This window comes from Aeromonas enteropelogenes, assembly GCF_000819845.1.
GTDB classification, from domain to species: Bacteria; Pseudomonadota; Gammaproteobacteria; order Enterobacterales; family Aeromonadaceae; genus Aeromonas; species Aeromonas enteropelogenes.
The window spans coordinates 147389-168324 of record NZ_CDCG01000040.1 but is presented as its reverse complement, the minus strand read 5'-3'; the positions used below and the strand labels follow the sequence as shown (position 1 = coordinate 168324).

Here is a 20936-nt window from a genome sequence, read left to right as displayed (position 1 = left end):
TCGGCAAACTTGCTGCCAGCCGAGCCGATAAACCCTGCCGACATGCCCCGCTCTTTTTGCAGCTCATGAACCAGCTGGGCACTGCTCTTGACGAGCACCAGCATCTGCTGGGCCTGCTCCATCTCCTGCGACACCCGATAACGGTCGTACACGTAGTGGCCAGCGAAAAACACCAGCGCCAATAATGGCAGGCAAATTGCCAGCAACATCTTGCCAGCCAGTCCCAGTCTGTTCATCACGCGCTCCTGTTTTCTCTATCAATTGATTGATTATATTCACTTCTCTCTCTTTTTCCGGCACCCACCCAACTATTTTCCACTCCCTTGACCTGGGTCAGGATAAGGGCTCTTGCCGCCACGGACGCGATGACCAGGCGCTTCTTGAATGCTGATTCGAGAGGATAAAACAGCTTCATTCGATAACTATCAAAATATTGGCAAGCTCGCCACTGGTGACATTGGCCACAAGCCCGTTACAGTAAGGCAAAAGACAGGATGTCTCGGATCGGAACCTCATCATGCATATTTCCCCTCTCTGGCTGCTGCCGCTTTTACTGGCGCTTCCCGCCCTATCCGCCAATGCAGGCCAGCTGGATCCCGCTCGGGCGCAGGAGCGCGCCAATGCGGTGATCGCCCTGATGACCTACACGGTCGTGCCGGATATCACCGCCAGCGATCTCAATATCGGCAGCGGCACCAACCAGTCGGCAGCCCTCGCCATGACCCAGTTTGGCGGTGGCTCAACCATGAGCGACCAGATCCCCGTCTATCTGGAGGGGGCAATAGGATTCAGTCGTTACGATCCCCAGTTCGTCATGAGCAATGGCACCGAGAGCCGCACCATTCCGACCCGCTGGAACAGCCTGACCGCCTCGGGGGGCGTCGGCTGGGATTTTTCCCTGCACCGGGATGAACAAGGGGGACACTGGGTACTTCGCCCCATCGCCAACATCTCCCTTGGCGTGGTGGCCAGCGATCTGCGGATCGGCAGCTGGCTGTTGGAGCGTACCCGGGGCTATTCACTGGACTTTCTCGATGGCGGCCAGCTCAACGTCTATGGCCTGGGGGGCTCCATGATGCTCGATTACGAGCTCTTCTCCCCCGCCCAGGATATCGATGCCGAGCTGCGCTACTCCTACCAGCACCTACAAAGCTTTGGCGGCACCTCCCACAGCGTGCGTGGGTCTGCCGAGGCGGAAAACCTCGGGCTCTATCTGCGCCGCCGCGCCCCCCTGCTGGACTGGACTCTGCTAGATCGCCCCCTGCGCTATGTACTGGAAGGGGCCCGCACTGAATATCTCGGGGATCAGCGCGGCCAGCTCGGCTTCAACTCCCTCAACTCGCTGGGGCTGGGGCTGGAGCTCGACAGCAGCAAGTACGATATCTTCGTCACCCGCACCCGGTTGGTGGCCAGATACATGTTCAGCCGCCATACCAGCGGTTATTCCGTCGGGCTGGCCATGAGTTTCTAACCAGCTGTAAACGGCCATTAAGCATGAGTGAGAGAGCTTTCATTCAACCGCTAATCTCCCTCAGGTTCACATTTTTCTTGCCTCAAATGACTGGCAATGATGCTTGAACAAACCTGTCTTTTCATTCAGGTAGAAGGTCAATGCCCCACTAAGCGCCTTTATGCGCGCCACAACAAGATTCAATTTGCACCATCCTGAATGCTATCCTGACCTGCCTAATTCTTTTGGAACCATCTCATGCTCATCGCAACACTGCTGGCTTCTGCGCTCGGCTCTTTTACTGAAGGGATCTCTTTTCAACACAAGAACTGGGAACTGGCCTGCGACAACACACGGACATGCCGATCCGCAGGTTACAGCGCAGGATCTGGTGGAATATCAGTTCTGCTCACACGAGAGGCAGGAGCCAAGGGGATACTCAATGCCGAGCTGGCCATCACTGAAGTTGATGAACAAACCCCATCGGCCCCCAGTGATGGTTTGATAACACTGCGCATCAATGACGAAATACTCGGCACCGTAAAAGAGCGGACTCCATTTAGCCAGCATCAAACGGCAGCGCTAGTCCGAGCAATCAAAGGGACTGGCAAGGTGGTATTTGAATGGAACAAACATCAGGAACCGCTATCCGGTGCCGGTGCCTATGCCATTTTTCTCAAAATGGATGAGTTTCAAGGCCGTCTGAATACCAGTACAGCCCTGACCAAACAGGGCTCGCTACCCATCACATCCATTCCTCCTGCCTTGTCGGCCCCCGTGATCCACGCCGGTGCCGTTGCCGCAGACAATCTCTCTCGTCCGCTCACCAAGCCGGAGTTGCAGAGCATAGGCAAGTGGCTAAAACAGCAAGTCGATCAAGATACCTGTCCCATGGCCTATGAAAAATCGGAAGGTGGCAGGCTCTATCCCCTGACCCAAGAACGAGCCTTGATCCAGCTCCCCTGCTGGCTCGCCGCTTACAACGACGGATCAGCATTCGTTCTGATTGACGCAGAGCTTGACACCGACAGTGCGACCCTCATCAGTACTGATGCCAATGGTTATGGAATGGGTGAACTGAGTGCCTCACACAAGGGAAGAGGGATAGGAGATTGTTTTTCTTTCGAAAGCTGGATATGGGATGGCAAAACCTTCGTGCAGAGCGAGAAAAGCACCACCGGAAGCTGCCGCATGATTGCACTGGGGGGCACCTGGCACCTACCGACACTGACCAGCAAGGTGGTCAAAGCACAGTAAACATAAGGCAGCCGCTGGGCCGCCCTTGTTGCTTTTGAATATCAGCGGATCGTCGCCATCTTTCTGACGCAGGCTTGCTCCCTGTCATCCACCCGCTTGGCGAACCAGGCGGTGGTGAGGTTGCGGGTGATCTTGGGGCTCTTTAGCTGGATGCCCGGCAGGATGGCGCGGGGCAGCCGTTTACCCGCCTGCTTGTCGGCCAGAGTGAAGACCCTGTGGTAGAGATCGCTCTTGGCAAAGTCGCTGCTATCCCCCAGACGCAAGCTCTGGCTGATGGCCTTTTTGCTCATATTGACCCGGCTGGCGAGGCTGTAGACCGCCAGTTCGGTGTTGCCGGGCTTGTCGGAGTTGTAGCGAACAAGATCCCCGTCAAGGGCCAGGCTCTTGCCACTCAGGCGGCTGACCGCGGCCTGGAAGGCCGCGTTGCGGCTTGCGTACCAGCCCGCATTGAAATCGGCGAAGCGATAGAGGGTGTCGGGGTAGTCGGCAGGGTAGCCGAAGATGTGCTTGGTGCCGAACCAGATGCCGCCGCGACGGGTAAAGACTTCGTGGCGGATGCTGTCCTTGACGGGATAGGGGTAGCCACGGGCGTTGGCCTCGGCAAAGGCGATGCTCACCTGCATGGGGCCGCCGGTGCGCACCGGGTTGAGGTTGCCAAAGAGCGTCTTGCCCATAGGCAGCATGCCGATCATATCCTCGAAGATTTCGCTCATCTCCCGCTCGGTGCGCACCCGATCGATGCGCTCGGCATAGGTCTTGCCGGTAGGAGAGTTGATCGAAAGGGCCGTGCGCACCACAAACTCCGGGATCAGCAGCCTGCCGGCCCGGGCGTTGATCTCCTTCCAGGCGATCTTGCTTAAATTGGGTACTACGGGATCGGCCTGGTAAGTGGCTTCCTGCTCCGCCACCGCCAGCACTGAGCAGACGTTGTGATCACTGACTGTGAGTCCCTGGCTGGTGAGGGCCGTCACCACGTCGTTGGCCCACCCCTGCTTGTCCGGGACCTGTCTTGGCAGAAAGCGCACGATGCGGGTCTTCATGTCGGCCGGCTTTTGCGGCTGCATCGCCTTGGGCAACTTGGCGATGGCCGCCGCATCCTGCGCAGGGGCTCCCGGGTCGCTGGCGCAGCCCGCAAGGAGCAGGGTGACAAACAGCGGCAACGCGCGCACGGCAAAAGAGATTGAGGATAGTGAAAACGTCATCAAGGCATCCGGTACTGAGGCTGGGCGCAGACCCGGCCAGTGGCGGGCGCGCAAATAGTCGCTCATTGTAGAGGATTGATCCACAAGGCTAAAGCCCGATGGCCGCGGCGTTCTATTGCGCCTGACAACCCCTGCCGTCATCCCCTCGCAAACCAGGGTGACAAAGGCCCATTGATAGGCTTTTATCGAGAGTGATTTACATTTAGAATGCCGCCGCCCGGACGCTCACGGTATGGACCCCATGGACAGACTGACCCTTCTCTTTGACCCCGTGCAGCAGTGGCTGATCACGCCGCTCTGGCACTGCCTCACCGGATTGCTCGACTTCAACGGGCGCCTGGGTGTCCCCTTTTTGCTGATCTCGGGCACGGTCGCCTACTTCCTCTATCGCTATCGACGCCGCCAGGGAGATCCCGGTGCCCGCAGCTTTGCCGGTTTTCTCGGGGGCCGGGCCGTCTGGCTGCACCCCTCGGCCCTGCTCGACTACCAATACTATCTGGTACGGGCGCTGCTCCATGTGGCGCTGATCCTGCCGATCCTGGCCCTGCTTCACCCCTGGCTGTTGCAGGCGGAGGATGTCCAGTCGGCCCTCACCCGGCTCTGGGGTGAGCGCCCTAGGCTGGCCCAGGCGAGCTGGCTGATGATGCTCTATGGCCTTGGCGTCTTCCTCATCAGTGATCTGGTGCATTACTGGCTGCACCGCGCCTTTCACAGCCGCTGGCTCTGGGAGTTTCACAAGGTGCACCACAGCGCGACCGTGATGGTGCCGCCGACAGCGAGCCGCATCCATCTGGTGGAAAAGCTGTGCGAGATGCTGGTCAAAGGGAGCTGTCTCGCCCTCTACGCCGGCGCCTTCTACTGGTTGTGTGGCGGCACAGTGCGCCCCTACACCCTGTTCGGGGTGAGCTACCTGGTGCTGGTGTTCAACTCCCTGGCCGCCAATCTGCGCCACACCCATGTCTGGCTCTCGTTTGGCCCCGTGATCGAGCACGTCTTCAACAGTCCGGCCCAGCACCAGATCCACCACAGCCGGGATCCCCGCCACTTCAACCACAACTTCGGCACCAACCTCTCAGTCTGGGACTGGTGGTTTGGCACCCTCTATGTAACCAGCAGCCAGCCCGAGCCCCTCTCCTTCGGGGTCGGCCCCAGGGACAACGAGCGCTACAGCCGCCTGAGCGCGCTCATCCTGCGCCCCTTCCTGGTGACCGCACGCAAGCTGTGGCGCGCCCTGCCCCGCCCGCGCGGGCGCAATGCCCTGGCCGATTGAGCCTGACAGCCATAAAAAACGCCACCTTGCGGTGGCGTTTTTTATGGGCGAAGAGGCGTGCTGGCTCAGGCACTCCGGCGCAGGGCCTGATGCTGGGCGGCGCCGTTGATCACCGCCTGCAAAGAGGCATTGACCACGTCGCGACCCACGGCCACCCCGCACATGCGGATACCCTCGACGCTCAGCAGCACATAGGCGGCGGCACGGGACTCGGTGCCGGCGGTGAGAGCATGCTCGGAGTAGTCGAGCACGTCGATGTGCATGCCGGTGTGGCGCTGCCAGCCGTTAACCAGGGCCGTGATGGCCCCCTCCCCCTCACCGCACAGCTGCAGGGTGCCCGCCGGGGTCTGCAACTCCAGGCGCAGGCTCTCCTGGCTGTCGTGGCCGAGCTGGAAGCGGCCCACCCGGTAGCCGTGGGCGGGCGCCAGATAGTGGCGCTCGAACAGGGCGCGGATCTGCTCCGGGCTGATCTCGCTGCTGCTCGCCTCCGCCTCGGCCTGGACCCGGCGGCTGAAGTCAATTTGCAGCCAGCGCGGCAGTTGCAGGCCGAGATCCCGCTCCAGCAGATAGGTCACCCCTCCCTTGCCGGACTGGCTGTTGATGCGGATCACCGCCTCGTAGCTACGGCCGAGATCGGCAGGATCGATGGGCAGGTAAGCCACGTCCCAGTAGTGGTCCGGTTTGTCAGCAGCCAGGGACTTGCGGATGGCATCCTGGTGGCTGCCGGAAAACGCGGTGTAGACCAGCTCGCCGGCATAGGGATGGCGCGGGTGCAGGGCAATCTGGGTGCAGGCCCCCACGGTGGCGACGATGGCGTCCATGTCGGACAGGTTGAGCTCGGGATCGATCCCTTGGCTGTAGAGGTTCATGGCCATGGTGACGATGTCCATGTTGCCGGTGCGCTCCCCGTTGCCGAGCAGGGTGCCCTCGATGCGATCCGCTCCCGCCAGCACCGCCAGCTCGGCGGCTGCCACCCCGCAGCCCCGATCGTTGTGGGTGTGGATGGAGATGCTCACCTCGGGGCGCGCCTTCAGGTGGCGGCAGAACCACTCCACCTGATCGGCAAACACGTTGGGGGTGCTCACCTCCACCGTAGCGGGCAGGTTCAGGATCATGGGGCGAGCAGCCGGGCGCCACTCGTCGATGACGGCGTCACATACCTCGACGGCAAACTCCACCTCGGTGCTGCTGAAGCTCTCCGGCGAATATTGGAAGCTCCACTCCGTCTCCGGGTTGCGGGCCGCATACTCCCGCACCCAGCGCGCCCCCTGCACGGCGATGGCCTTGACCCCCTCCCTTCCTGAGTTGAACACATAGTTGCGCTGGGTCGGGTTGACCGAGTTGTAGACGTGGACGATGGCCCGCTTCGCCCCCTTGAGGGCCTCGAAAGTGCGGGCGATGAGATCTTCGCGCGCCTGCACCAGTACCTGGATGGTGACGTCATCGGGGATCAGGTTGCGCTCGATGAGTTCGCGCACGAAGTCGAAGTCGGGCTGGGAGGCGGCCGGGAAGCCCACCTCGATGTGCTTGAAGCCGATGTGGGTCATCAGTGCCCACATCTGCAGCTTCTGCGCCACCGTCATCGGCTCGACCAGCGCCTGGTTGCCGTCGCGCAGATCCACGGCGCACCAGAGCGGCGCACGCTCCAGCACCCGGTTGGGCCACTGGCGATCCGCCAGGTTGATCACGGGGGCACGGCGGTATTTGCGATGATCGAAGCTCATATTCTGATTCCCTTGGCTGATATGCGAGGCGCCGGGCGACTGACAACGGGCGGGGCAAGGAGGGGAAGCGGGTTGACGCGGTAACGCCGGCCCTGACGAGTCGCGAGGCGGTAACCCCGCGACCGGTTTTCCGGTGGCCCCGGTCGGTCACCGGGGCCGGCCGCTGCGGCCGGATAAGCCGCGGGCCTCGATCCTCTCGCACTATACCCGGGGGCATGTCGGTGCAGACGACCTTGTTTGTATGAGAACCCAGTATAGGGAGGCCGGGAGGGCGAGAGATTGCTAAGATTGCTTCATTTGCCGCTATATTGGCAATATTTGCCAACAAAAACCCTATATTAAGGGTTACTCTCACCTCCTCTCGCCCTGTTATTCTGGATGACACCTTCATCGGGCTGACACACGGACAATAAAAAAACCCCGCCATCGCTGGCGGGGTCTTGCGTGCATCGCAGTGGGCAGTCTCCTGCCCGCGTCTACACCTTAGCGGTTGTTCACCTTCTCGTGCAGCTCCTGCACCGAGTTCACGTTGGCGGTGGCATCGACGCTGATGGCCATGCAGGTGGCGAAGGCCGCGTGCAGCGTGGTGGTGTAGGCCACCTTGTGCTGCAGGGCGCCGCGGCGCAGCTGCTTGGAGTCCTCGATGGCCTGACGCCCCTCGGCGGTGTTGACGATGTAGGTGTACTCGCCGTTCTTGATGCGATCCAGGATGTGCGGACGACCCTCATGCACCTTGTTCACCAGGCGCGGGTTGATGCTCGCTTCCCCCAGGGTCACCGCAGTGCCGTGAGTGGCGTCGAGGTCATAACCGAGCTCCAGCAGCTTGGCGGCCAGGTTGACCACCCGCTCCTTGTCGCCGTGGCGCACGGAGAGCAGGGCGCGACCTTCGCGCGGCACCTGGTGACCGGCACCCAGCTGGGCCTTGGCGTAAGCTTCGGCGAAGCTGCTGCCCACCCCCATGACTTCACCGGTGGAGCGCATCTCCGGCCCCAGCAGCGGGTCGACACCCGGGAACTTGGCGAACGGCAGCACCACTTCCTTCACGGAGTAGTAAGGCGGGATGATCTCGGTGGTAAAGCCCTGTTCTTGCAGCGATTGGCCTGCCATGACGCGAGCGGCGATCTTCGCCAGCGGTGCGCCGGTGGCCTTGGAGACGAACGGCACGGTACGGGCGGCACGGGGGTTCACCTCGATGAGGTAGATTTCGTTGTCTTTCACCGCGAACTGCACGTTCATCAGGCCCACTACGCCGAGCTCCAGGGCCAGCTTGCGCACCTGCTCGCGCATCTCGTCCTGGATGGCCTTGGACAGGGTGTAGGGCGGTAGGGAGCAGGCGGAGTCACCGGAGTGGATGCCGGCCTGTTCGATGTGCTCCATGATGCCGCCGATGACCACGTCGGTGCCGTCGCAGATGGCGTCCACGTCCACCTCGGTGGCGTCGTCCAAGAAGCGGTCCAGCAGCACAGGCGACTCGTTGGAGACGCTCACTGCCTCGGCGAAGTAGCGGCGCAGATCCTGTTCGTCATAGACGATTTCCATGGCGCGGCCACCCAGCACGTAGGAGGGACGAACCACCAGCGGGTAGGTGATGCGCTCTGCCAGCAGAACGGCCTGCTCCAGAGCGGTGACGGTGCCGTTTTCAGGCTGCTTGAGACCCAGACGCTCGACGGCGGACTGGAAGCGCTCGCGGTCTTCGGCGCGGTCGATGGCATCGGGGCTGGTACCGATGACCGGCACGCCGTTGGCTTCCAGGGCGCGAGCCAGTTTCAGCGGGGTCTGGCCGCCGTACTGGACGATGACACCCTTGGGCTGCTCGACCCGCACGATTTCCAGCACGTCTTCCAAGGTGACCGGCTCGAAGTAGAGGCGATCCGAGGTGTCGTAGTCGGTGGAGACGGTTTCCGGGTTGCAGTTGACCATGATGGTCTCGTAACCGTCTTCGCGCAGGGCCAGCGCCGCGTGCACGCAGCAGTAGTCGAACTCGATGCCCTGACCGATGCGGTTCGGGCCGCCACCGATGACCATGATCTTGTCACGGTTGGTGGGGTTGGCCTCGCACTCCTCGTCATAGCTGGAGTACATGTAGGCGGTGTTGGTGGCGAACTCGGCCGCGCAGGTATCGACCCGCTTGTAGACCGGGAAGATGTTGTGACGGGCACGCAATTTACGCACTTCACCTTCGGCCACGCCGAGGATCTTGGCCAGACGGGCGTCGGCGAAGCCCTTGCGCTTAAGGCTGCGCAGGAAGTCGGCATCGAGGCCAGCCATGCCGCGCTCTTTCACCTGCTCTTCGAGTTTGACCAGCTCTTCAATCTGCACCAGGAACCAGGGGTCAATCTTGGTCAGGCGGAACACGCCGTCCATGGAGAGACCGGCACGGAAGGCGTCGGCGATGTAGAAGATGCGATCGCTACCGGCATCCTGCAGCTCGTGGCGGATGCGGGTCAGGGAGTCAGGGGCATTCAGGTCGACCATGGGGTCGAAGCCGGTCTTGCCGGTCTCGAGGCCACGCAGGGCCTTGTGCAGGGACTCCTGGAAGTTGCGGCCGATGGCCATCACTTCGCCCACGGACTTCATCTGGGTGGTCAGACGGTCGTTGGCGCCGGCGAACTTCTCGAAATTGAAGCGCGGCACCTTGGTGACCACGTAGTCGATGGCCGGCTCGAAGGAGGCCGGGGTGCGACCGCCGGTGATGTCGTTCATCAGCTCATCCAGGGTGTAACCGATGGCGAGCTTGGCGGCGATCTTGGCGATGGGGAAGCCGGTCGCCTTGGAGGCGAGCGCGGAGGAGCGGGAGACCCGCGGGTTCATCTCGATGATGACCATGCGGCCATCTTTCGGGTTGATACCGAACTGGACGTTGGAGCCACCGGTCTCGACACCGATCTCGCGCAGTACCGCCATGGAGGCGTTGCGCATGATCTGGTACTCCTTGTCGGTCAGCGTCTGGGCCGGCGCGACCGTGATGGAGTCACCGGTGTGGATGCCCATGGGGTCGAAGTTCTCGATGGCGCAGACGATGATGCAGTTGTCGTTGCGATCCCGCACCACCTCCATCTCGTACTCTTTCCAGCCGATCAGCGACTCGTCGATGAGCAGCTCCTTGGTCGGCGACAGATCCAGGCCGCGCTCGCAGATCTCGACGAACTCTTCGGTGTTGTAGGCGATGCCGCCGCCCGAGCCACCCATGGTGAAGGAGGGACGGATAATGCAAGGGAAGCCCACTTCTGCCTGTACCTTCCACGCCTCTTCCATATTGTGGGCGATGCCGGCGCGCGGGCACTCCAGGCCGATGCTGCGCATGGCCTTGTCAAAGCGGGAGCGATCCTCGGCCTTGTCGATGGCATCGGCGGTGGCGCCGATCATCTCGACGCCGAACTCGGCCAGCACACCGTGCTGCTCCAGCGCCAGGGCGCAGTTGAGGGCAGTCTGGCCACCCATGGTGGGCAGGATGGCATCCGGGCGCTCTTTCTTGATGATCTCGCGCACCACTTCCCAAGTGATGGGCTCGATGTAGGTGGCGTCGGCCATCTCCGGGTCGGTCATGATGGTGGCCGGGTTGGAGTTGACCAGAATGACGCGGTAACCCTCTTCTTTCAGGGCCTTGCACGCCTGGGCGCCGGAGTAGTCGAATTCGCAGGCCTGGCCGATGACGATGGGGCCGGCGCCGAGGATCAAGATGCTCTGTAGGTCGTTACGTTTTGGCATGAAACTCTTTCCTTTTCCTTAGGCGCGATACTGCTTAATCAATTCAATAAAGTGGTCGAACAGACCGGCACAGTCGTGCGGACCTGGGCTCGCCTCGGGGTGACCCTGGAAGCTGAAGGCCGGGCGGTCGGTGCGATGGATGCCCTGCAGGGACCCATCGAACAGGGAGACGTGGGTCGCACGCAGGCACTCGGGCAGGGTCTGCTCGTCCACCGCAAAGCCGTGGTTCTGGGCGGTGATCATCACTGTGTTGTCATCCAGACTCTTCACCGGGTGGTTGGCGCCGTGGTGGCCGAACTTCATCTTCACTGTTTTGGCACCGGAGGCCAGGCCCAGCAGCTGGTGGCCCAGGCAGATACCGAACACCGGGGTGTTGGTATCAAGGAAGGCCTTGATGGCAGTGATGGCGTAGTCGCATGGCTCGGGGTCACCGGGGCCATTGGAGAGGAAGATGCCATCCGGGTTCAGCGCCAGTACCTCGGCGGCCGGGGTCTTGGCCGGCACCACGGTCAGGCGGCAGCCACGATCCACCAGCATGCGCAGGATGTTGCGCTTGACGCCGAAGTCATAGGCCACCACGTGATATTTCAGCTGGTCGGCATCCGGGGTGACGTGCCCCTTGCCAAGCTGCCAGCTCCCCTCGGTCCAGCTGTATGCCTCGGCGACGGTCACTTCCTTGGCCAAATCCATCCCCTTCAAACCGGGGAAGGCGCGCGCCTGTTCGAGGGCGTACGCTTCTGCACTTGCTTCAATGCCCTGCTTGCCCGCCACTTCTTTGCCGGCATAAATGCAACCGGCCTGGGCGCCTTTCTCGCGCAGGATGCGGGTCAGTTTGCGGGTGTCGATGTCGGCGATGCCAACGATATTGTGGGACTTGAGGTAATCGGAGAGGGATTGCTGATTGCGGAAATTGGAGGCAAGTATCGGAAGGTCGCGGATGATCAGGCCTTGGGCATGGATCTGGGTGGACTCTTCATCTTCGCTGTTGGTGCCGGTGTTGCCTATATGGGGGTAAGTGAGGGTAACGATCTGACGGGAATAAGAGGGATCGGTGAGGATTTCCTGATAGCCCGTCATCGACGTGTTGAAAACCACTTCACCAACGGAACATCCCTCGGCGCCTATCGACACGCCTTTGAACACAGTTCCATCTTCCAGCACTAGCAATGCAGTGTGATTCAAGACAACCTCCAGTTATTTAGCTTTAAATTCAGCAATTTACCTGGGTGTTGCGGGCTCGGTTCCGGTCTTTGACAGGACTCGAACCCGGCAGATTTCTGGCAAATTGGGCGCATTCTACTTAAAAAAAGTGGCATTTCAACGTCTTTTCTCTGACGAAATGCATCTAAATTCAATAAACAAGCAACATTACCCATTATCTATGCACTTTTTGCCTTTGCAACCCCCACCATCAAAAGAAAATGAAAAACCACCGCCAAAAGCAACACTCAATGCGTCGATAGACACAAAAATCAAACTTAATCACAATAAAAACAGCAAGTTAAAAAACAACACAAAAACAAACCTGGCCTGATATCGCGCATTTAATCGAAGAAGATTTTCCAGAACGCATAGAAAACGTTTTTCTTGCTTTGCATTTTTAGTCTGTTTTGGTGAATGTAAAAAAATGGCTAAAAGGGGGATTTTTGACCGCAATGTCGTCACGAGTCGATGACAATCCGGAGAGGGAAAATTGGGGGGCAGAGAGAATTGTGATGATTTATGGCAGTTCAAACAAAAGAGCGGCCATAATGCCTATTTTGGTAGACAAAGTGGGAGTGGACGAGCAATCCCCCCGGCAGAGCGGGGGGATGAAGAGTGTGTTACTTGAGGCCCAGTACATCCTGCATGTCATACAGACCGGCCTGCTGGCCACTGAGCCACTTGCCCGCCCGCACCGCACCGTTGGCGAAGGTAAGGCGGCTGGAGGCCTTGTGGCTGATCTCCACCCGCTCGCCGATGTCGGCAAACATGACGGTGTGCTCTCCCACCAGATCGCCGGCGCGAATGGTGGCAAAGCCGATGGTGTTGCGATCCCGCTCGCCGGTGATCCCCTCGCGGCCATAGACGGCGCACTCCTTGAGATTGCGGCCCAGAGTTTTCGCCACGACCTCACCCATGGAGAGGGCGGTGCCGGATGGTGCATCCACCTTGTGTCTGTGGTGCCCCTCGATGATCTCGATGTCGGTGTAATCCCCCATCACCCTGGCGGCCTGCTCCAGCAGCTTGAACACCAGGTTGACGCCCACCGAATAGTTGGAGGCAAACACGATGCCGATCTCCTTGCCCGCCTCGTGGAGAGCCGCCTTGCCCGCCTCGTCAAAGCCGGTGGTACCGATCACCATCTGCTTGTTGTGAGCCAGGGCGAACGCCAGGTTGGCCAGGGTCACCTCGGGACGGGTGAAGTCGATGATGAGCTCAAAATCGTCACGCACCTTGTCCAGGCTGTCGCTGATCGCCACCCCCAGATGACCCAGTCCGTTGAGCTCACCGGCATCCAGCCCTATCACGGCGGAACCCGGTCGCTCCAGCGCCGCACCGACCACTACCCCCTCGGCATTGGTAATGGCTTCCAGCAGCACCTTGCCCATACGACCATTACAGCCCATCACGGCCACACGGATCGGATTGTCCATCTCCACCCTCTCTTCTCTTTAATAAGGAAAGAGACCGTTTTACCAGCCCGCGTTGCCTTTGAAAAGCCCGGTGTGGGCCCGGGCTCACACCCGACAAAACAACGAGATATTTAAATAAAACCGAATATTTGACGGATTCGTACCGATGTACAAAATCCCCTGATAAAAACCCCTATCCATCTGGACGTCCATCTTGACCCATTAACCCTGACTCACTACTGTAGACCCCCCAACCGGGGCAGGATGCCCCCTGTTTTTCCCCTATTCGCTTCAGATTTCGGCACAAAACAGCACACGACAGGAGGTCATTGTTCAATTTCAGAGGAACACATGATCCAGACTCAACCCAGTGCCAAGGCCCTGCTGCCCCTGCTGGTCTTTCTCGCCCTCTTTATCGGTACCGGTACCTGGCTGACCCTGCAAGGGGTCGAGTTTGCCTTCTACCAGCTGCCCGCCCCCGTCGCCGCCCTGCCCGCCGTGATGCTGGCCCTGATGCTGGGCAAAGAGGGATTCAACAAAAATCTCGAGACCTTCTTCAAGGGGGTCGGCCACAGCAACATCATGGCGATGTGCCTCATCTATCTGCTGGCGGGCGCCTTTGCCAGCGTGGCCAAGGCCACCGGCGGGGTGGATGCCACGGTCGCGCTCGGTCTGTCGTTGATCCCGGGCTGGTTCCTGCTGCCGGGGCTCTTCCTCATCTCTGCCTTTATTGCCACCGCCATGGGCACCTCCATGGGCACGATCGGTGCCGTCGCCCCGGTGGCCCTCGGCGTCGCCCAGGCCGCCGGCATCGACCCCGTACTGATGGCGGGCACCATCCTCTCCGGCGCCATGTTTGGCGACAACCTCTCCATCATCTCTGACACCACCATAGCCGCGACCCGCAGCCAGGGCTGCGAGATGAAGGACAAGTTTCGCGAGAACGTCAAAATCGCCGCCCCTGCCGCCATCGGCGTGATCCTGCTCTACCTGACCCTGGGGTCGGTGGGCGAGGCCCCTGCCAGCAACACGGCCATCGAACTGTTCAAGGTGATGCCCTACCTGCTGATCCTGGGGCTGGCCCTGGCCGGGGTGAATGTGTTCGTGGTGCTGGGAATTGGCATCCTGGCCGCCGGCCTCGTCGGCTTGTTCAACGGCTATGAGCTTGGCCAGTTCAGCAAGGACATCTATCAGGGCTTTACCGGCATGCAGGAGATCTTCCTGCTCTCCATGCTGATCGGCGGCCTCGGCGCTCTGATGGAGCGCCAGGGGGGGCTGGCCTGGATCAGCACCCGCATTGCGGCCCTGATCGCCCGCTTCACCCGGGAGCACAGTGGCGAGCAGAACGAGAAGGCGGCCGAGCTTGGTATCGCCGGGGTGGTGGGCCTCACCAACCTCTGCACCGCCAACAACACGGTGGCCATTATCGTCGCCAGCAAGGTGGCCCGGGATCTGGCGGAGCACCACGGTGTCACCCCGCGCCGCGCCGCCTCCATGCTGGATATCTTCTCCTGCGTAGTGCAGGGGCTTATCCCCTGGGGAGCCCAGGCGCTGCTGCTCGGCTCCATCTTCGCGCTCTCGCCTCTGTCGGTGGTGAGCATGAGCTTCTACCCCATGGCACTGGCCTTGGCCGCCCTGGCGGCAGTGTTTATCAAGCACCAGATGCGCCAGCGTTGATCCCGCCGGCACCGGACATGGCCTTGTCCGGTGCCGTTTGCCACTCTGGCCTCCCCTGATCCGCCGGAGTAATGTGTTAAGGTAAGGCGCTTTCCCCTGCGCAGCCATTCTCGAGGTGCCCCATGCAAGAGTCCCAGCCCGAACGTCAATCCCTGCGCCAACTGGTGAGAACGCGCAGAAAGAGCCTGACCCACGCCGAGCAGCAGCAGGCGGCCCAAGAGCTGCTGGCCCGCTTCAAGGAGCACCCCGAGATCCTGGCGGCCAAACGCATTGCGCTCTATCTGGCCAACGACGGAGAGATCAATCCCCTCCCCGCCATCCACTGGCTCTGGGCCCAGCAAAAAGAGGTCTACCTGCCGGTGCTGCACCCCTTCACCCCGGGCCACCTGCTCTTCTTGCGCTACACAGCCACCAGCCCCATGGTGCGCAACCGCTACGGCATCGAGGAGCCTGAACTCGATGTGCTGCAGGTGGTGCCCCACAGCACCCTCGACCTTATTTGCACGCCCCTGGTTGCCTTCGATGCCGAAGGCAACCGCCTCGGCATGGGGGGCGGCTATTACGATCGCACCCTCGCTTGCTGGCACGAACACAGAATGGGGCCCAAGCCCCTCGGCATCGCCCATGACTGCCAACAGGTGGAGGCGGTGCCGCAAGAAGAGTGGGACGTGCCCCTGCCCCAGATCATCACCCCGGGACGCTGCTGGCGTTTCGAGTAGAGCCGTCAGGCTCCACTCCCCTTAATCAAGTTCACAGATCAAGGTAAATGGGGAATAAACAGGCAAACGATTTACATCTTGCGGCTTTTTGCCCCGGAACGTGAGCGAGGTGGTCGCTCCGGGGGGGCGGCTTGGATATAATGCGCCCGCTTTTTTCTTAAGGAACGATCATGACTCAAGATGAAATGAAGAAGGCGGCCGGTTGGGCTGCGCTCAAGTATGTGGTTCCCGGTACCATCGTCGGGGTCGGCACTGGCTCTACCGTCAACCACTTTATCGACGCGCTGGCGACCATGAAGGACGAGATCAAGGGAGCCGTCTCCAGCTCCGTGGCCTCCACCGAGCGTCTCAAGGGCTTTGGCATCCCGGTGTTTGATCTCAACGAGATCGACGCCCTCTCCGTCTACGTGGATGGCGCCGACGAGATCAACGCCACTCGTGACATGATCAAGGGCGGTGGCGCGGCCCTGACCCGCGAGAAGATCGTCGCCGCCGTGGCCGATCAGTTCATCTGTATCATCGACAACACCAAGACAGTCGACGTGCTGGGTACCTTCCCGCTGCCGGTCGAAGTGATCCCCATGGCCCGCGAATATGTGGCCCGCGAAATCAGAAAGCTTGGCGGCAACCCGGTCTGGCGTGAAGGGGTGGTCACCGACAACGGCAACCACATTCTGGACGTGAAAGGCATGGCCATCACTGATGCCAAGGGGCTGGAAGTACAGCTCAACGCGATCGTCGGCGTGGTTACCAACGGCCTGTTCGCCCACCGCGGTGCAGACGTGGTGCTGATTGGTACTCCCGACGGGGTCATCACCCAATAATCGCTCTGCGAATGAATGACGGCGCCTGATGGCGCCGTTTTTGTTTATTCCTCAACGAGTTGCAAGGTATTGCATGCAACTATCGTTGAAAACTTCAAAAAATTTGACTTTCGTTACAAATATTCCCTCTCCCGCACGTTTTTGCTACTTTACGGTTTTCTTCACACACCATACCTGCACTCGCGTTGCACACTTACAGAGGGATCGACATGACCGCCAAGTTTTCACTGGACAAGGATAAAATCAAGGTACTGCTGCTGGAGGGGGTTCACCCCAACACGGTAGAGACCTTCCGTGCCGCAGGTTACACCAGTGTGGAGTATCTCAAGACCTCGCTGTCCGAGGAGGAGCTGATCGAACGGGTACGCGATGTCCACTTCATCGGCCTGCGCTCGCGCACCCAGATCACCGAGAAGGTGCTGGATGCCGCCAACAAGCTGGTCGCCATCGGCTGCTTCTGCATCGGCACCAACCAGGTCGAGCTGGATGCAGCCCAGATCCGCGGCATTCCGGTGTTCAACGCCCCCTTCTCCAACACCCGTTCGGTCGCCGAACTGGTACTTGGCGAGATCCTGCTGCTGCTGCGCGGCATCCCCGAGAAGAATGCCAAGTGCCATCGCGGCGTGTGGGAGAAACTCGCCAACCGCTCGGTGGAGGCCCGCGGCAAGAAGCTCGGCATCATCGGCTACGGCCACATCGGTACCCAGCTTGGCATCATCGCCGAGAGCATCGGCATGAAGGTCTACTACTACGACATCGAGAACAAGCTCTCGCTGGGCAACGCCATCCAGGTGCCCAACATGGTCGAGTTGCTCAACATGTCCGACGTCATCAGCCTGCACGTACCGGAGACCCCTTCCACCAAGGATCTTATCGGTGCCGAGCAGCTGCGCATGATGAAACCGGGTGCCATCTTCATCAACGCCTCCCGCGGCACAGTCGTGGACATCGATGCTCTGGCTGACGTCATCAAGAGCGGCCACATCTCCGGCGCCGCCATCGACGTCTTCCCGAGCGAACCCAAGTCCAACGACGAGGAGTTCATGACCCCGCTGCGCGGTCTGGACAACGTGATCCTGACCCCGCACATCGGCGGCTCGACCCAGGAGGCACAGGAGAACATCGGTCTGGAAGTGGCCAACAAGCTCATCAAGTACTCCGACAACGGCTCCACCCTCTCCGCCGTCAACTTCCCGGAAGTCTCCCTGCCGGGTCACAAGGGCTCCAGCCGCCTGCTGCACATTCACCGCAACCAGCCGGGCGTAATGAACAAGATCAACCAGATCTTCGCCGAGGAGGGGATCAACATCGCCGGTCAATACCTGCAGACCAGCAGCCACATCGGTTACGTGGTGATCGATGTCGAGACCGAGCACAGCGAGAAAGCGCTGGCCAAGCTCAAGGAGATCGACGGCACCATTCGTGCGCGGATCCTGCACTGATGGCGTGAGTCTCGCCCAGCAAAAAGCCCGTCATGATGACGGGCTTTTTTTATTTATATGCATCTCTACACATGTCAAATTCAACTAAATAAAATTTTCTTAGCAATCAATGTTTATTCACATCTATGTTATTACAAATGCCGTCAATCTCTTTAATTAGTTTTTCATACAATTCTCTGAGTTGCTGCATTGTCAGATCGTCATGAACTCTATGAGTATAAACCCAGTCAACTAGATTCTGATTTACATCGGATATTGCTGGACCTTTATGACTAAATATATATGGCAATACTAAAAGATCCTCATTAAAGGATAGATGCCCCTTTGATCTAGCCCAATGAACCTCAGAAAATTTTATAGCAAGCTTCCTGTACTCTGCCCATGCTGGAAATATCATTCTTTTACCAAATTCAAAGTGGTCTTTCTCATCAGCAATGATCTCACACAGAATGTCCCTGTGAATTGGAATCAAATCTTCATCAGACCAATAACATTTGGATTGGCAAGGTGGTGTTGCGGTCTGCTCTTGCCAATAAAAACCATCTTTGGTTGCCAACAATTTAATTAGCTTAAGACTTACTCCTGGCGCACCATTAATTAATACAACGGTGTCAGATGGGTATGCATAATGTGCACTTTCAGATGGAGAAGACTGAAAATTATCAATCCTATGCAACTCGACATATTTAATAGATTTGTTTTTTATTAATTCTAAAAAATGCAAGATGCTCATGCTTTCTTTTTTTTCAATCTCGACTTTGAAATCCATCAAGTCTTTATTATATATTGCGCTATCAGAATCCTTTTGTGAATATAGATAATAAAAAGCAGCAGCACATTGACGCTGAGAATCATCTAACTTTTTAAAATTATCCTCAATAAATGAAAGCAACGCATCCTTTACATCATCGGCAGCTTGTGACCTCATGTGAGGCAATATTTTATCTCTGTTGTAAGTAAGAAAGTTGATAGCGTCATAACCATAAAAATCAACGTCACAATGAACTAATGGTATATTAACACTTAGGCCTGAAAAGCTCTGCCCTCTAAATGACGTGGAAATTCTACTATAATCAGAATAATTAAAGACAATGTTACTTAAACACATATTTTGTTTACGAGAAAAATATATGTCTTTTCTTTCCCTCGGTAAGGTATGCTGAACTGAAGATATTTTCACAGGGCTGCCATCATTAAATTCTCGTATGGCTGAAAAAATTTTTAATTGCTCGTAGACTTTTAAATCTGAACCTGGCTCAGTAAAATCATAGCTACTCATATTCTCCATGAGAATAGAGTGGTCTTCCCCCCATGGAATACTAATTGTTTTAGGGAAATCTTCAATTGTGATATCGATTGAAATAGTTGCACCATAATCAACTTTTTGTTGATCAATGCTCTCTACAATTACGGAAGTACCCGCTCCCATGTCAAATGTTATATTGAATGCTTCATTGGTAGCTCTACTTTTTGTAATAATAGTAAATCGCTCTGATAGCAAACTAATACTCTGTAAACCAATCCCAAAATTTCCAGATGGTTTAAACCATTCAGGCATCTCTCTTATCAATCGAGAACGGTTGCTATTTTTTGTTGAATTACCAACCTTTAACATACGTTCCAAGTCAGTTTTACTAATACCTGTTCCAGAATCTTTGACTGTTAGAGTGAATTTATCACTGCTGGACTTGCTTGGCAAAAAATCAACAACAATCGGCTTTTGATCATAGTACTCTAATAAGCGTTTAGAGGTTGGTTCCATATTAACGATCTCGTCTTTATGTTGTTCCCATATTGCGATAATCGTTGAGTCAACTGCATTTTGCAAAACTTCGCGAATACAATCAGCCTTAGATGTATATAGTCCAGTTCCTCTGAGGAGCGTTAGCATAGCCGTTTGATCTACTTCAAAACTCGGCCGTTTCCCTTCATTCAATATTAAATAAGGGGCTTGAAGAGTTACTTTCGGTGGTGATAATGTTGGAAGTCTGCCCAACTTTTTATTAGGTACTATCTTTGGCCAATGCTGCGATTGACTATGATATTCTTTTTCTAACCACTTAAACCAGTCATGAGCAACTTCATAAGATTCTGGAGAAGGACAAATTACTTCAATCTTAATTCGCTCTGAATCTAATCGAAAGTGCTTTATCCCTTGATGCTTTTCGAGATGAATATGACTGCTAGGAGGCAATGATGATCCATTCATCCGCATCATAACTGGACAAAATCGATTGTCATCCACATCCAATAGATCGGCCATTCTCAATAAAAAAGCTACATATCGAGGGTGACAATCTTCAGTTGCCATACCTGCTTCAGAAAATGGAAGCGACATGACCTCCTCAAAAGTCGAACCATGAGCATTACAAATCGCAGCCAACGCTCCAAACAATCTCTTAGGTAACAATTCATTGCGAGGTGAAGATAATCCTATTTCATCCAATGGATCTCGTATTATTTTCGCCGCATTTTGCGGGTGTTTTCTACGATACCACTCTGCAAGTATTTGTCTGTACTCGTTAAAAAAAGACTGCGCCGCAGATCCACTAGGAAGATTTGCTTCGCCATTTTTCCATTTTACTGCAAAATCGTGGAGTTCGTGTTCTGACTGCGCAGCAATATCATTCACAAAAATCTTAAACTCTGGCGTATCCATATCTTGGATTTGCTTATGAGTTATGACCATTCCGATATCATGACAGTATGCTGATTCTAAAATCAACCACATATCTGTTGCAGTTAAGTGATATATACGTTCACCAAGCATCCTTTCAATGTTGACTATTATTTGTTTTGAGTGCGATGCATCATGTCTACTGTAATGAGGAAATACTGAGCTTATGTTTTGCAACGCTTTTGCTATTAGCTCTCTATCAAATCGCCATTGAGATTGCAGAAGCTTTAGATGTTCATGTTTTTCACATGCCTCTTCAAATATTTTTTCCAGCCCTATTAATCGCATCCCCATCCCCTATACCATCAAAGTCATTTCTAGATAATCCAATAAGTCAAATGACAAATAAGTTACTAGGCTATCATAGCTAT

At 57.1% G+C, this 20936-nt stretch carries 15 protein-coding genes; 7 read left to right on the top strand and 8 right to left on the bottom strand.

The features are described from left to right. Both BN1123_RS17515 and BN1123_RS21735 read right to left on the bottom strand, forming a co-directional pair. On the bottom strand, positions 1–236 hold a 236-nt coding region (locus tag BN1123_RS17515; RefSeq protein ID WP_042028601.1), incomplete at its 3' end, for a nitrate- and nitrite sensing domain-containing protein. After that, positions 236–415: a hypothetical protein gene (locus tag BN1123_RS21735; RefSeq protein ID WP_197064527.1), complete on the bottom strand. Its 180-nt coding sequence runs from the start codon at positions 413–415 to the stop codon at positions 236–238. The genes BN1123_RS21735 and BN1123_RS17515, both read right to left, overlap by 1 nt. Before the next feature lie 102 nt (positions 416–517). On the opposite strand from BN1123_RS21735, the gene BN1123_RS17510 reads away from it, so the two are divergent. Together BN1123_RS17510 and BN1123_RS17505 are read left to right on the top strand one after the other, a co-directional pair. After that, the gene (locus BN1123_RS17510) at positions 518–1471 is read left to right on the top strand and encodes a hypothetical protein (protein ID WP_042028598.1); all 954 of its coding nucleotides are present in this window, start codon (positions 518–520) and stop codon (positions 1469–1471) included. 237 nt (positions 1472–1708) lie between these two features. Next, on the top strand, positions 1709–2707 hold the full coding sequence (locus BN1123_RS17505) for a DUF1176 domain-containing protein (RefSeq protein WP_042028596.1): 999 nt from the start codon (positions 1709–1711) through the stop codon (positions 2705–2707). 41 nt (positions 2708–2748) lie between these two features. Here the strand turns inward: BN1123_RS17505 and BN1123_RS17500 are convergent, their stop codons facing one another. Beyond that, the gene (locus BN1123_RS17500) at positions 2749–3909 is read right to left on the bottom strand and encodes a DUF1615 domain-containing protein (RefSeq protein ID WP_042028695.1); all 1161 of its coding nucleotides are present in this window, start codon (positions 3907–3909) and stop codon (positions 2749–2751) included. Positions 3910–4150: 241 nt separating this feature from the next. On the opposite strand from BN1123_RS17500, the gene BN1123_RS17495 reads away from it, so the two are divergent. Further along, entirely contained in the window at positions 4151–5179 is a 1029-nt protein-coding gene (locus tag BN1123_RS17495) for a sterol desaturase family protein (RefSeq protein ID WP_042028595.1), read from the top strand. Positions 5180–5244: 65 nt separating this feature from the next. Here the strand turns inward: BN1123_RS17495 and leuA are convergent, their stop codons facing one another. From leuA to dapB, 4 genes are all read right to left on the bottom strand, one after another. After that, on the bottom strand, positions 5245–6903 hold the full coding sequence (leuA, locus tag BN1123_RS17490; protein ID WP_042028594.1) for a 2-isopropylmalate synthase: 1659 nt from the start codon (positions 6901–6903) through the stop codon (positions 5245–5247). Between the two features lie 483 nt (positions 6904–7386). Further along, positions 7387–10611 (bottom strand): carbamoyl-phosphate synthase large subunit, encoded by a 3225-nt coding sequence (gene carB / locus BN1123_RS17485; protein ID WP_042028593.1) that lies wholly within the window; start codon positions 10609–10611, stop codon positions 7387–7389. A gap of 18 nt (positions 10612–10629) precedes the next feature. Continuing rightward, a complete protein-coding gene (carA, locus tag BN1123_RS17480; RefSeq protein ID WP_042028592.1) occupies positions 10630–11793 on the bottom strand; it encodes a glutamine-hydrolyzing carbamoyl-phosphate synthase small subunit in 1164 nt (387 codons plus the stop codon). Between the two features lie 641 nt (positions 11794–12434). Continuing rightward, entirely contained in the window at positions 12435–13247 is an 813-nt protein-coding gene (gene dapB, locus BN1123_RS17475) for a 4-hydroxy-tetrahydrodipicolinate reductase (RefSeq protein WP_042028692.1), read from the bottom strand. Between the two features lie 330 nt (positions 13248–13577). Between dapB and BN1123_RS17470 the strand changes: the two genes are divergently transcribed. From BN1123_RS17470 to serA, 4 genes are all read left to right on the top strand, one after another. Further along, positions 13578–14903, top strand: coding sequence for a Na+/H+ antiporter NhaC family protein (locus tag BN1123_RS17470; RefSeq protein WP_042028590.1), 1326 nt, complete (start codon positions 13578–13580; stop codon positions 14901–14903). Between the two features lie 122 nt (positions 14904–15025). Then, positions 15026–15622: a 5-formyltetrahydrofolate cyclo-ligase gene (locus tag BN1123_RS17465; RefSeq protein WP_026456867.1), complete on the top strand. Its 597-nt coding sequence runs from the start codon at positions 15026–15028 to the stop codon at positions 15620–15622. Positions 15623–15792: 170 nt separating this feature from the next. Continuing rightward, the gene (gene rpiA / locus BN1123_RS17460) at positions 15793–16446 is read left to right on the top strand and encodes a ribose-5-phosphate isomerase RpiA (protein WP_026456868.1); all 654 of its coding nucleotides are present in this window, start codon (positions 15793–15795) and stop codon (positions 16444–16446) included. 209 nt (positions 16447–16655) lie between these two features. Further along, complete coding sequence (gene serA, locus BN1123_RS17455) at positions 16656–17888, top strand: phosphoglycerate dehydrogenase (protein WP_026456869.1); 1233 nt, start codon at positions 16656–16658, stop codon at positions 17886–17888. Positions 17889–17994: 106 nt separating this feature from the next. Here serA and BN1123_RS21040 read toward each other — a convergent pair whose 3' ends face one another. Continuing rightward, positions 17995–20859 (bottom strand): HD domain-containing protein, encoded by a 2865-nt coding sequence (locus BN1123_RS21040; protein ID WP_156130686.1) that lies wholly within the window; start codon positions 20857–20859, stop codon positions 17995–17997. Between the last annotated feature and the right edge of the window lie 77 nt (positions 20860–20936).